Source organism: Natronomonas sp., from assembly GCF_046483325.1.
Taxonomy (GTDB): Archaea; Halobacteriota; Halobacteria; order Halobacteriales; family Haloarculaceae; genus Natronomonas.
The window spans coordinates 205,403-218,117 of sequence record NZ_JAWODL010000016.1 but is presented as its reverse complement, the minus strand read 5'-3'; the positions used below and the strand labels follow the sequence as shown (position 1 = coordinate 218,117).

Sequence of the window (12,715 nt, the reverse complement as noted above, 5' to 3'; positions counted from 1 at the left end):
ACGATCGCACACGAGACAGCACGTTTTTGATAACCCGCTCCAATGACCAGGTATGTTGGATTATTTCGATCTGGGGTCGGATCTGACCGAAGAGGAGCGCATGGTCCGCGATACCGCCCGGCGGTTCGTCGAGGAGAAGGTCAAACCGGACGTCGGCGAGCACTGGATCGAGGGGACCTTCCCGAAAGCGCTCATCACCGAGATGGGCGAGTTGGGATTTTACGCCCCGAACCTCGACGGCTATGGCCTCCCAGACCTCTCACAACGCGCGTACGGTCTGTTGATGCAGGAGTTGGAGGCCGGCGACTCGGGGCTTCGATCGATGGCCTCCGTCCAGGGCGCGCTCGTCATGTACCCGATCCACGCCTTCGGTTCCGAGGAACAAAAGGAGGAATACCTGTGGGATCTCGGCACCGGCGAGAAGGTCGGCTGTTTCGGGCTGACCGAACCCGAACACGGATCGAACCCCTCGGCGATGGAGACCCACGCCGAGCGCGACGGCGACGAGTACGTCCTCAACGGGGCGAAAACTTGGATCACCAACTCGCCGATCGCCGACATCGCCGTCGTCTGGGCGAAGGACCGCTCCGATGACGACGCGGTTCGTGGTTTCCTCGTCGACACGGACAAAGACGGCGTGAGCACGAACAAGATCGACGAAAAGCTCTCACTACGGGCGTCGATCACCGGCGAGATCGGCCTCAACGGCGTCCGCGTCAACGAAGCCGACGTGCTTCCCGAAGTCAAAGGGATGAAAGGGCCGCTGTCGTGTCTCACGCAGGCGCGATACGGGATCGCGTGGGGCGTCGTCGGCGCGGCGCGCGATTGCTTCGAGACCGCCCGGCAGTACGCGATCGACCGCGAGCAGTTCGGCGGACCCATCGGTCGGTTCCAACTCCAACAGGACAAACTCGCGGAGATGGCCACTCAGATCACGCTGGCGCAGCTGCTGGCGGACCGGCTGGCCGAACTCAAAGAGCGTGGCGAGATGCGACCGCAGCACGTCTCGATGGCGAAACGCAATAACGTCCGTATGGCGCGCGATCAGTCCCGGATCGCGCGCGAGATGCTCGGCGGAAACGGCATCACCGCCGACTACTCGCCGATGCGCCACATGGCGAATCTCGAAACCGTCTACACGTACGAGGGGACCCACGACATCCATACGCTCATCCTCGGCGAGGATCTCACCGGCCTGCAGGCGTACCAGTAACGCGACGAACGGCTATCCGTTGTCGAGCGCCTCGAACGTCTTTTGCGCCCACCGAACCCCGAAAGAGGGGCCGTACTGTTCGTAGGCGGAACTGTCGAGCGCGGCGAAGGGCGTCGGGAGGTCGAGATCGTGTTTGACGGCGCTGCAGGCGAGTTCGGCCGCGTCAGAAAAGCCCGTTCGACCGATAGCGACGTCCCGCGACAGCTCTCCCAGGCGGGGGCGGAGTCGTTCGCCGGCGTCGACCCACTCGGCGTGCAGGGCGGGGAACTCCCCTTCCCAGTCGGCGAAGACCGGACGAGTCGAACGGCCGACGAAAGCGGTCAAGAGGGCAACCGCGAGTTGATACGTATCGGCGGGCGAGAGCGGCACCGCCTCAGCGAGTTCGCGGTAGCCGCCCTCGAAGAACCCGAGGAAGTGCTCGGGATCGCCGAGCCCGATTTCGACGAGGGCTTCGGCGATCAGAAACTCGGTGAATCCCTCCGGAGAGCCTTCGAGGCGCGGCTTGACGAGGACGACGGGAGGTATTGTCTGTCGGGTCCACGCGATGCCGCCGTCGCCGGGCGCACCGATCGTGAACTCGCTGCCGGCGATGCGGTGTAGCGTCTCGGGGGCGTCGGGTGGGAGCCACGATACGTCGTACGAGAGCGGCTCGAGTCCGTCGGTGACCGCGAGGAGATTCTCGGCGATCGAGGGGGGCAGCGTTTCGAAGTCGCCCTGCGCGTCGAACACGAGCGTCGACGGCGCGTGCGAGCGCCGCAGCTCGTCGAGCTCCCCCGAGAGTGTCCGCTCGTCGAACATCAGACGAGGGCGATGCCGGCGAGCAATAGAAGTCCGACGGCGACCGCGGCGCCGATGGTTCCGAGAACGACTTTGGTGGCCTGACTCATACTCCGGGCTTCCGCGGCGAGTAATTTAAACTCTTCAGTTCGCAGTTTGTCCTCTGTTCAGTCCGTACTCCGACTCGCAGGTCAGGTCGCAGGTCGTGCCTCAATTCGTGTCGGTGGGAACAGAAGACCGAACGGATTTCCACGTGAAACGGAGGGGTCCAACGAACGTCAGTTGTCGAAGCGAGCCTGGACGAACGGCTGTGCGTCCTCGACCTCCCCGACGCGCGAATCCGAGAGGAGGACGGCCTCGGTTTCGTCGAGCGGGACCGAGAGGTTGATCTCCTTCGTCCGGCCGTAGCGTCCCTTCGAGACGACGATCGCGTTGACAATGCCGAGCATATCCAGCTCGCTTATCAGATCCGTGACGCGGCGCTGGGTAAGTACGTCGGCTTCGATCTCCTGACAGAGCCGCTTGTAAATGTTGAACACCTCGCCCGTGTTGATGTTGTGGACGCCGTTCTTCTCGAGGAGGATCGTCGCGTAGAGGACGAGTTTAGACTGGGTCGGCAGCGTCCGGACCACCTCGACGACGCGGTCGAGTTCGATCTTCTCTTGGGCCTTCCGGACGTGGGCTTCCTCGACCGTCTCCGTGCGATCGCGCTCGGCGAGTTCACCCGCCGTCCTGAGGAGATCGAGCGCGCGGCGGGCGTCGCCGTGTTCTTGGGCTGCGAACGCGGCACACAGCGGGATGACGTCGTCCGAGAGCGTGGCTGATTTGAACGCGATCTCGGCGCGGTGTTGCAGGATGTCGCGAAGCTGCGTAGCGTCGTAGGGCGGAAAGACGATCTCCTCCTCGCCGAGACTCGATTTGACCCGCGGGTCGAGGAAGTCGGTGAACTTGAGATCGTTCGAGATACCCATGATCGACACCCGGGAGTTGTCGAGTTCGGAGTTCATCCGCGAGAGGTTATACAGCGTGTCGTCGCCCGACTTCTCGACGAGTTTGTCTATCTCGTCGAGCATGATCACAACCACGCGCTCGTGGTAGTCGACGGCGTCGAAGAATGTCGAGTAGACCCGGTCGGTCGGCCACCCGGTCATCGGGACGGGATCGAACGCCTCCAGGTCGGATTCGAGAGTCATGATCTCGTTTTCGACCGCGGCGACGCTGTCGAAGTCGGTGTCACCGAGGTCCGCTGGGTCCTCCGCGGCTCGGTCCCTGAGGTCGCCGAGTTCTTCCAGTCGATCCTCAATGTACCGCTCGTTCTTGTCGATGAATTTGTTCGCGAGCTGTGCGAGGACGCGATACTGCGTGTCCGTCACCTCGCAATTTATATACTGAACCTCACAGGGAACCTCGTACTTCTGTGAGGTCGTCTCAAGCTCCTCGCTGACGAACTTCGCGCTGGCCGTCTTTCCGGTTCCGGTCTTCCCGTAGATGAGGATGTTCGACGGGGTCTCCCCGCGCAGGGCGGTGACGAGGATCGTCGCCATGTTGTTGATTTGCTCCTCGCGGTGGGGGAGTTTGTGCGGCGTGTACGACGGCCGGAGGACTTCCTTGTTCTCGAAGATCGGTTCACCCTCGAGGAGGTCATCGAAGAGCCCCCTAGACGCCCCGTCCGCCTCGACGGAATCGTCCGCGTCGGGGTCGAGGTCGAGATCCTCGAGATCGACGTCCCCGGAGAAACCGTCGACCTCTCCGAGTTCGTCGGTGGCTGGTGATCGATCCTCGGACCCCTTCGTTTCAGGTGGAGAACCACCAGACTGCGGAGCCGATTTGGAACGTTCAGCCGCTGAATCGGGCGTGGGAGTAGTGTCAGTATCAGCCGCTTCGGAGTCAGTTGCTCCGGAACCGGTGGCGGTGGAATCGGCGACCGAATCGACGTCGTCTCGCTCAGTGGTGTCTACGTCGGTCGGCTCCCCGGCTTGTACGTGAATGTCGCGATCGTCATCCGAACTGCGCTTCGACTCGCCGTCCGAACTGTCCCCACGTGTGCCATCCTCCGACGTTCCTTTGCCCATATGGTCCTCCATTATTCGTACGCACACCCCTTCGTTTCAGGTGGAGCCAAACCCCACGCGACGTCCAAACCGATGGATTACGGCGTCTCAATCCCGATTAGACATACATAGACGGATCCATCCAGTCCACTTGATGCAGTCGAATCGATAGTCGAACACTACATTAAACTTTTCCATAGTTCGAGCAGTCGTGGGGTGCTTCGAATCGGGTCGTACGGGCTCGTTACACATTTGTTCGTGGTGAATGTTCGTGAGATCGCGCGAAATCGAGCTGGGACCGTCTCGGGAATGTTCGCGAGAGCTGTAGGAGGGACCGGTGAGGAGTCACTGAGAAGTCACTGAGAAGTCAAATAAGCGGCAAAAAACGGAGCCGGGATGTCGAGAGAGTAGAGAGCGAGATTGGGCCCCGGCAGTCGAGAACGCTTTGACAACGCGAGGACCGACACGAAGAGCGACACGAAGAGCGACACGAAGGGGGGCTCCAGTTGATCCACACGAAACGGAGGGGAGTACCCCCACACCCCTTCATTTCGTGTGGAGTGACGGGAAGAGGGGGTGGGGGTTGGAGCGACCGTCGGTTATTTACTGAGAAAGATTTATAATAGAGACCCTATAACAGGACCCGTATTAGGAAAAAAGCGGATCGAAAATATATCTAGTAAATAGAAGTAAAACTAGAAAAACGATTAGAACTAGTAACTCTAACTAGAATCTATTTCATTCTAGCTTCAACGTATTAACTCCGAACTGCTGATCGCTCCGAGCACATCCCCGCCCCACCCTTTCGACCCCTTCCACCTGAAACGAAGGGGTGGGGGGGCTGTGTATCCGAACGTATCCTTCCGATCACGCCTCCCGCCCTCCTGTTTCAGTCGTCGTCTTCCGTCGGTGGAAGACACTCTATATCCCTCCGATTTGATTCCCCGACTTTTCATATCCCGCCCATTCAGCTTCTCCTCTCCGGATTCCTCTCCGTGATCGTGATTCCTTACCGGTGGTTCGCGGAGAAAATCCACGAGTTCAGCCGGGAAACGGTGGAATGAATCCGACAGGAGCCGACGATTGGGGCGATTGGCGTCGTTAGGCCCGAGAGCGAGTGCGAGAGAAGAGTACACACTTCAGCGCGAGGGGACTCGAAGCCCGCTCTCGGTCGGAGGCCGTACTGGCACGGCCCACACTCTCCCCGTGCGGTTCGATGAGTTGGGAACCTCTCCGTCGCGGGCACGGTCTGTGGCTGTCAAACCCCACGACTGGGGACGACTCAGCACGACCGAACTCGTGGGAGGATGTCAGCGTCAGCTACTCGTTCCACTACCGTGATATCGTGCGACACCCGTCTGACACACAGTTAAGTGAATGCGGTATGGTACTACGTGCAGAGCGACTCCGATTTCGAGTCGAAATCGGGGCCGTGGGAGGATGATATGGGACTGTTAACAAGCCTCAAGTCGAGTATTTCCCGCGCTACGTCGAGTCTCTTTACGGGAAGTGAGCCCAAGCGCATCGGCATTTACGGGCCACCAAACGCCGGGAAAACGACGTTAGCCAATCGTATCGCTCGTGATTGGACTGGCGATGCAGTCGGTCCGGAGAGTCACGTTCCACACGAAACGCGACGGGCTCGCCGCAAGGAGAACGTCGAAATCAAGCGCAACGGCAAGTCGGTGACGATCGACGTCGTCGATACGCCCGGTGTTACGACCAAAGTCGATTACAACGAATTTCTCGAACACGATATCGAAAAAGAGGACGCCGTTCGGAGGTCCCGCGAGGCGACCGAAGGCGTCGCCGAAGCCATGCACTGGCTCAGAGAGGACGTCGACGGCGTGATCTACGTTCTCGACTCCGCCGAAGATCCGTTCACGCAGGTAAACACGATGCTCATCGGCATCATCGAGAGTCAGAACCTGCCGGTGCTCATCTTCGCGAACAAGATCGACCTCGAGGACTCGAACGTTCAGCGGATCGCGAACGCGTTCCCACAGCACGAAACCGTGCCGTTGTCCGCGCTCGAAGGCGAAAACATGGACGAAGTGTACGACAAGATCGCGGAGTACTTCGGGTGATACCATGGCTGAAATAACTACTGACGACGACGGAAACGACTCCGGGACCGGTGACGACGGTCGCGACGACGGCATCCAGATCGATATGATAAGCGCCGAGCGGATGGACGGGATGCGGACGATGGAGAAGATCAGGCTCATCCTCGACGGCGTCCACGACGGAAACATCGTCATCCTCGAACAGGGGCTGAAACCCGAGGAGGAGTCGAAGCTCATCGAGGTGACGATGTCCGAGATCAACCCCGACGGGTTTACCGGCATCGAGATCGAGAGTTATCCCGGTGAGGGAGGCGGTGACAACGGCTTTCTCGGACGTCTCATCGGACGCGACAATCCGAACAAACTGACCGTCATCGGTCCGGCGAACCGAATCGAGACGCTCCACAAGGACGAATCGCTCATCAGCACGCTGATAACCCGAACCTGAGGAGTTCACTCCCACTATCATGCCACACCAGTGTACCGGCTGCGGCCACACGTTCGAGGACGGTTCCAAGGAGATGTTATCGGGCTGTCCCGACTGTGGTGGCAACAAATTTCAGTTCCGACCCGCGGGTGAGTCCTCCGAGATACCATCGGACGACACGCCGGCCGATACCTCCTCCGACGACGGAGCGACGCCGCCGGATACCGACGGATCCTCCGTCGCAGAAACCGTCGGCCGGGCGACGACGCGCGTTCGGGATTTCGTTTCGTCTGGTCCCGAAGCACCGCCTGCAGACACGACCCGTTCGGCCGAGTCAGCCGGTTCGGCCGCTCCCGATCCGGCTGCCGAATGGCCCGACGACTGGGATAACGACCCCGGAAAAGCCCATTCACGCGGATCCAATCGCCACACCGCAGACGACACGGACGACGAGCGCGACACCGCGAAACGAGGTGACGAGATCGACTCCACGGCCGAACCCTCCGATGGCGATATCATCGACGCCGATGCCCACCACCCGTCCGACGACCCCGTGACGAACGAAGATCTCGCCCAGGCGAACGCGCGGTCGGATATCGTCTCCCCCGAAGAACTCGACGAACGCGCCGTCGAATCACCCGACGAGGGAACGGACTCATCCACTGCGTCGACGGCGGACGGGATGCCCGGAGCCGGCATCACCGAAACGTCGACAGCTCCGTCCGAAGGAAACGTCGTCAGCGAACCGACCGGCGAGCAACAGGATCTCACAGACCTTCGCGAACAGTTGAACGACCAGTTCGAATCGATCAAGATCCTCGAACCCGGTCAGTACGAACTCAATCTCATGGAGCTGTACGATCGCGAGGAGTACATCATCGCCCTCCAAGAGAACGGCCGATACGTCATCCAGGTTCCAGAACAGTGGATCGGCAACGACCCGGACGATCGATGAGTCCCGGATAGCTACCGTTTCTGACGACCGTAGTCGTCCTCGGCGATGTTTTCGATATCCACGGATCCTTGATATCGCTCGTCGATAGCTACTCGGATCCCTCGTCGAGGCGATCAACGACCGCGTCCGCATCGTACGACAGCGACAGCGCGCGCGAGCGCCCTCGACCGCCGACGCTCGTGTACTCCGTCTCGATGAGTCCCAACTGTTCGAGTTTGTTCACGATTTCCGAATATCTCGTGTACCCGAGATCGGTGGCCGCGCTGAACGCCTCGTAGACCTCTCCCGCCTGCTCACCGTCGTGGTCCGCGAGGACACGAATCAATGCCGCCTCGGAGTCCGATAGCTCCCGGAGATGCCGGGAGAGGTGGATATACTTCGCCTTTTCGTACGCCGAATCCACGTCGTCGACGCCGACGTCCGTCGAGCCGCGCATTTCGGCGCTCAACCCCGCCCGTCGGAGAAGATCGATACCGACGCGCAGATCACCGCCGCTGTCGGCCGTGTATCCCGCGACGCGATCGAGCACCTGCGGACTGACAACCCCGTCGCGGAACCCGCGCTCGACGCGCTCGGTGAGGATGTCGACGATTTCCCGTTCGCCGTAGGCGGAAAAGTAGACCTCTTCGGGTCGGAACACCGACTGAACTCGGGTGTCGAGCTCCTCGATCACATCGAGGCTGAGATCCGAGGAGACGACGATGACGCCTATCTTCGCCCCCGAGTGAGCCTCGTGGGCACGCAAGAGCGAGTACAGCGTATCCGACGCCTCGCTTTCATAAAAGAGATAGTTCACGTCGTCGAGTGCGACGATCAACACCTCGTCCTCCTCAACCAACCGGTCGGTAATCTGTCCGAAGAGCTTCTTGAAGGAGATCCCGGACGCCGGGGGTTCGTACTCGAACAGTCCCTCGAACAACCGGGAGAAGACGGCGTACCGCGTGGAGTCCACTTGGCAGTTCACCCGGACCACATCGACATCGCTCACGCTCGTCAGTTTGTCGAAGAGCTTCTGGACGGCCGTCGTCTTTCCTGTCCCCGGTGGCCCCCGGGCCATTACGTTAAGCGGCCGTGACCCCCGAACCGCCGGCCGAAGCGCGTACTTCAGCGTCTCCATTTGCTCGTCGCGGTGAAGAAACGTATCCGGCAGGTAATCGAGTTCGAGGACGTGCTCGTCGCGGAAGACGGACTCGTCCCACGAGAGCATATCATCGTCCGCCATTTCACTTTCACCACGCTGGCCGCCATGTTAAGCCTTCGGGCGAGGTCGATCCGAAAGCCGGTGAGGACCCACACTACCCCGAGTCGGCGTCGAACTTTTCCAACAGATTCGCATAGAACGCGCTTCCCGTCCCGTCGGCTTGCTCTTCGGCTAACTTTTCGACGATCAGTTCCGGCGTCGACCGCGCGAGATGATTTTTTACCGGCGACCGATTCACCTGCAACTCACCATCGACCAGTCCGACGGCTTCGATCCCGTCGACGCTCACGTCCGTCTCGGTGGCTTCGAGTATCTCGCCGGCGAGGTGGGAGACGAACACCGCAGTCGAATCGTTTTCGGCCATCGCTTCGAGAATTCCCGCGATGATGACGGCGCTCGCCCCGGGTTCGGTGATCGACTCCAGCTCGTCGACTAACACCAAGCGTGTCCGCCGTCCCCCGACGAGTGACCCGAACTCGAGGAGGGTCGATTCGAACGCCCCGGCGTCGAGCGTCCCTTGCGTCTTCGCTTGATAATGTAACGCCTCGAACCGCTGTACTCGAACCGACTCGGCGGGCACCGGTAGCCCCATCTGCGCGACGATAACGACCGTGCCGATCAGATCGAGCGTCGACGTCTTGCCCCCGCTGTTGACCCCCGACAACAGCGAGACGCCCGTTACTTCGTAATCGACCGGCTCTACCTCGTCGAACTCGACATCGAGAAGGGGTGAACGCCCCCCCTCGATCGCGACGCCGTTTCCCCCGAACGTCGGAAACGAGCATTCGAAATCGCGCGCGAACTGTGCGACTGCGAGTTCGACATCGAGTTCGAGCGCGGCCTCGACGAGCGTTTCGGACGGCTCGCGCAACTCGCGCAACTCCGCCGCTAATTCGCGTTTCAAACGTGCTGCACGCCGATCTCGGTCCACCGTCAGCTCCTCGCGCAACCGATCGATAACCCGGCCGTCGTGTTCGACTGGAAACGTCGGGTCCTCTCCGAACGCCTGTCGAGCCAACGACTCGTAGTCGTCGACTCCCAGCGTCTCGACGAGGCGGTCGCGGGCCGCCTCGACCGCCTCGGCGAACTCGCCGGCGAGTTCTCGCTGTAGCAGGGAATCGACGCCCGCGCCACGTTCGACGAGCGACAGCAGGTCCGCCCCCTCGATCGTCACGTCTCGCTCTTCGATCGCTGCTCGAAGCCGGTCGTTGGCGACGTTTTCTGCCATCGAGACCGCGGTGTCGAGGTCGTCGATCGCCGCGTCGAGTGCTCGAAGTCGATCGTCATCGACGACATCGCCGGCGTCATCGAGACGCTCTAAACCCTCCTCGAGCGTCCCGACGTCCACGGACGAATCGATACCGAATTGAGGTTCGAACCCCGGGGCCACCTCGTAGACTGACGTGGCCGCCCGAAGCCGCTCTCGATTGTGAGCGAAAAACGCGAGCGTCCGTTCGGGGACGACCGTCGCGGGATCGTCCATCGCCTTCGGATCTACGCGAACGTCCGCGTCGCCGTCGAGATCGAGGCCGGTGAACGCTCCGTCCAACACGACGACCGTCGAGTAGCCTCGCGCCAGATCCGAAATGTCCCGCGCATCCTCGACCAGTTCGACGCTCAGCTCCGGCACCGCTGTCCGCGCTTCCGAGTACGTCTCGGCGTCACTCGTCGCCAGACACCGATCCCTGACCTGCACGTCCGGTGGCGCGTCGAGCGGCTCGACCCCTGCCAGCGCCGCCAGGAGCTCCGGTGTCGGTTCCCGTTCAACCGCGTTCTTCGCAAACGTTCGAACCTCCTCGATCCGCGCGGCTGAGGCGCTCGGATACAGCGTCTCGAGCCGCTTTCGGCCGTACTCAGTCGCCGCCCGCTCCTTGAGTAAGCCGAGCACGGAGCCGTACAGCTCCTCGGCGCGATCGGTCGCGAGAAATCCCCCGCTGTCGCCGTGGCGGTGACGGATCGCAGCCCGCGCGATCCGCGCCGCTCGGCCTTCGCTGATCCCCGGCGCCCGCGAGATCGCCGCCACGTCACCGTCGGCCAACGCGCCCGCCGGATCGTCGAGTTCAGCCAGCCGCTCGGCCGTCTTCGACCCGACGCCCGGGATCGACTCCAGCTCCTCGAACTCCATCTATCGCCCCCTGCGTCGTCCGGCGGCAAAATCCCATCGCTCGCTCGGAGGAGCTGTCGCATACTCCATCGAGGGGGCAAGCTATTCATACACCCCCCGCCCTCAAATCGTCTTTACACCGGCCGTCAACCGCCAACTCCGACGGTCACCCCCTCGATCTGATCCATCACTCTGTCTTATCTCCCACGTGACACGCTACGTTCACTCCTGCGGGCGAAACAGCCAGAATGGGTCGATGTCGGCATCGGTCCGTGTCTCGGCTTCTCGCATGAGGTACAAACAGCCGAGAATGGCCAGCGCGATCGACCATAGAATGCCCGCAGACACGTGCCAGTTCGTTAGCGGCGTCGGAAGGACGGCGGCGATCGCTTGGGGCAGGCTGATGAGGAGAATGGAGACGCTGACCCCGGTGATAAACGCCCGCTTGCGGAACACCACACCGACGAGAGCGATGACGAAGAGAGCGTATCCCAGTCCCGGTGAATACAGCCAATCGGCGAGCTTGAGAACGTTTGCGGGGAGCGCGATAACGGCTCCGGCGAGGAGGCCGATCGAGAGTTTGAACCGTTCTTCCGGTCGGCCGCGAAGCAGTGTGAAGCTCATCTATCGTCACCTCGGAGCGGCTGGGCGCTGTGATCTGCGGGTTGTCGTGGCGTCGTACCGAGTCGTTTGACCAGCATTACATATCACCTTCGAGTACGGCGAAAACGTCGTCACCGAATCCCGACAGCGGTCCCTGCGACGGGTCGCCGTCTCCACCGTCGGCCGCGAGCTCGGGCGCGGGGAACTTCCCCCCGCCCATGCGGGAGTGGCCGCCGCCGTTGGCTTCGGGTACGTCGGCTGCTAGGGCTGCCAGTGCGTCGCCCATGTGCACGCGATCGTCGCGCGAACGCCCCGAAACGTGGATCATGTCGTTCCGAGAGCCGTAGACGACGGCGGCGGTCGCGCCTTCAAGAAGAATGAGTTCGTTCGCCGCTTGGGGGATGGCGTCGGTGTTTTTGATCTCGCCGACGTCGCTAACGATGAACGATCCGCGGACGTCACGGTCGGCGATGGCGCGCGATTTGATCTCGAGGACTTCAGTGTCAACTTCCGGGTTCGCGATGCGACCGAGGAGTGCCTCGTCGACGCCGCGGCAGAGGTACGAGGCGGAGTCGAAATCTGCATCGGTGGCTCCCAAGGTGAAACGATCCGTATCGGAGTGGATCCCGTACATGAGGCCCGTCGAGATCTCCGGTGGAACGACGGTGGCGTCCGAACCGCCGTCAGCGACGCTTTGGGGATCTTCGCCTGCGTCCTCGGAGCGGATCGGCGTTGCGCCGACATCCCGGAGATACTCGGCGACGATGCTGGCGCAGGACCCATATTCGGTTCGCTTGTCGGTAAAATCGAGACCGGTGCCGTTTCCGGGATGGTGGTCGATGACGGCGATGGGCATGATCTTCTCCGATCCCTCGAAACCGCGGGGCGTATCGTGGTCGACGAGAACGACGTCGTCAGCGGCGATTTCGTCGACGCGGGTTATCCGTTCGAATTCGGGATCGAGAACGTTGAGAAAGACACGGTTTTCCTGATGGCGAATCTGGCCAGGGTACTGGATGGTGCAGTCCGTATCGACCGTCGAGGCGAGATGAGCCAGACCCATCGCCGACGCCATCGCGTCCGGATCGGGGTTCGGATGCATGAGAATGGCGATCTTCTCGCGCGCTTCGAAAACAGGTTTTAGCCGCTCGCCCATCGGACGGGTAAACCACTTGACGAACAGCCACAGCGAGACGGCGACGGCAACGAAACCGAGAATCGTAGCCACGAAGGGGCCGGTTTCCGGGACGTAGTGTTCGATCGCTTGGATCCCTTGCGCCACTGATCTCCCCGAAAATTCCATGTTGCTTAGTCGCTT

At 61.5% G+C, this 12,715-nt stretch carries 10 protein-coding genes; 4 read left to right on the top strand and 6 right to left on the bottom strand.

The annotated features are described in order from the left end of the window. The first annotated feature begins 52 nt into the window (after positions 1 to 52). Positions 53 to 1,213, top strand: a complete 1,161-nt coding sequence (locus tag R6U53_RS06545; RefSeq protein ID WP_410321556.1) for an acyl-CoA dehydrogenase family protein — start codon at positions 53 to 55, stop codon at positions 1,211 to 1,213. 12 nt (positions 1,214 to 1,225) lie between these two features. Here the strand turns inward: R6U53_RS06545 and R6U53_RS06540 are convergent, their stop codons facing one another. Together R6U53_RS06540 and R6U53_RS06535 are read right to left on the bottom strand one after the other, a co-directional pair. Beyond that, positions 1,226 to 2,011, bottom strand: a complete 786-nt coding sequence (locus R6U53_RS06540; protein WP_410321555.1) for a hypothetical protein — start codon at positions 2,009 to 2,011, stop codon at positions 1,226 to 1,228. A 257-nt stretch (positions 2,012 to 2,268) separates the two neighbouring features. Beyond that, a complete protein-coding gene (locus R6U53_RS06535; RefSeq protein ID WP_410321554.1) occupies positions 2,269 to 4,062 on the bottom strand; it encodes an AAA family ATPase in 1,794 nt (597 codons plus the stop codon). A gap of 1,424 nt (positions 4,063 to 5,486) precedes the next feature. Here R6U53_RS06535 and R6U53_RS06530 point away from each other — a divergent pair. From R6U53_RS06530 to R6U53_RS06520, 3 genes are read left to right on the top strand one after another with little or no spacing between them, the layout of a single operon-like run. After that, entirely contained in the window at positions 5,487 to 6,128 is a 642-nt protein-coding gene (locus R6U53_RS06530) for an Era-like GTP-binding protein (protein WP_410321553.1), read from the top strand. Positions 6,129 to 6,132: 4 nt separating this feature from the next. Next, positions 6,133 to 6,555 carry a DUF2073 domain-containing protein gene (locus tag R6U53_RS06525; protein WP_410321552.1) on the top strand — a complete coding sequence of 141 codons (423 nt, stop codon included), beginning with the start codon at positions 6,133 to 6,135 and terminating at the stop codon, positions 6,553 to 6,555. Between the two features lie 19 nt (positions 6,556 to 6,574). Continuing rightward, a complete protein-coding gene (locus R6U53_RS06520; protein WP_410321551.1) occupies positions 6,575 to 7,489 on the top strand; it encodes a Zn-ribbon containing protein in 915 nt (304 codons plus the stop codon). A gap of 88 nt (positions 7,490 to 7,577) precedes the next feature. On the opposite strand, the gene R6U53_RS06515 is transcribed toward R6U53_RS06520, so the two are convergent. From R6U53_RS06515 to R6U53_RS06500, 4 genes are all read right to left on the bottom strand, one after another. Further along, positions 7,578 to 8,711, bottom strand: a complete 1,134-nt coding sequence (locus tag R6U53_RS06515; protein WP_410321550.1) for an ORC1-type DNA replication protein — start codon at positions 8,709 to 8,711, stop codon at positions 7,578 to 7,580. 73 nt (positions 8,712 to 8,784) lie between these two features. After that, positions 8,785 to 10,815, bottom strand: a complete 2,031-nt coding sequence (locus tag R6U53_RS06510; protein ID WP_410321549.1) for a helix-hairpin-helix domain-containing protein — start codon at positions 10,813 to 10,815, stop codon at positions 8,785 to 8,787. 201 nt (positions 10,816 to 11,016) lie between these two features. Further along, entirely contained in the window at positions 11,017 to 11,418 is a 402-nt protein-coding gene (locus R6U53_RS06505; RefSeq protein WP_410321548.1) for a hypothetical protein, read from the bottom strand. 76 nt (positions 11,419 to 11,494) lie between these two features. After that, a complete protein-coding gene (locus R6U53_RS06500) occupies positions 11,495 to 12,700 on the bottom strand; it encodes a DHH family phosphoesterase (RefSeq protein ID WP_410321547.1) in 1,206 nt (401 codons plus the stop codon). Positions 12,701 to 12,715: the final 15 nt, after the last annotated feature.

Excerpts from the sequence above, each read along its gene's own strand:
- R6U53_RS06520 (WP_410321551.1), top strand. The coding sequence starts at position 6,575 with ATGCCACACCAGTGTACCGGCTGCGGCCACACGTTCGAGGACGGTTCC.
- R6U53_RS06505 (WP_410321548.1), bottom strand. The coding sequence starts at position 11,418 with ATGAGCTTCACACTGCTTCGCGGCCGACCGGAAGAACGGTTCAAACTC.
- R6U53_RS06515 (WP_410321550.1), bottom strand. The coding sequence starts at position 8,711 with ATGGCGGACGATGATATGCTCTCGTGGGACGAGTCCGTCTTCCGCGAC.
- R6U53_RS06530 (WP_410321553.1), top strand. The coding sequence starts at position 5,487 with ATGGGACTGTTAACAAGCCTCAAGTCGAGTATTTCCCGCGCTACGTCG.
- R6U53_RS06510 (WP_410321549.1), bottom strand. The coding sequence starts at position 10,815 with ATGGAGTTCGAGGAGCTGGAGTCGATCCCGGGCGTCGGGTCGAAGACG.
- R6U53_RS06545 (WP_410321556.1), top strand. The coding sequence starts at position 53 with ATGTTGGATTATTTCGATCTGGGGTCGGATCTGACCGAAGAGGAGCGC.
- R6U53_RS06535 (WP_410321554.1), bottom strand. The coding sequence starts at position 4,062 with ATGGGCAAAGGAACGTCGGAGGATGGCACACGTGGGGACAGTTCGGAC.
- R6U53_RS06500 (WP_410321547.1), bottom strand. The coding sequence starts at position 12,700 with ATGGAATTTTCGGGGAGATCAGTGGCGCAAGGGATCCAAGCGATCGAA.
- R6U53_RS06525 (WP_410321552.1), top strand. The coding sequence starts at position 6,133 with ATGGCTGAAATAACTACTGACGACGACGGAAACGACTCCGGGACCGGT.
- R6U53_RS06540 (WP_410321555.1), bottom strand. The coding sequence starts at position 2,011 with ATGTTCGACGAGCGGACACTCTCGGGGGAGCTCGACGAGCTGCGGCGC.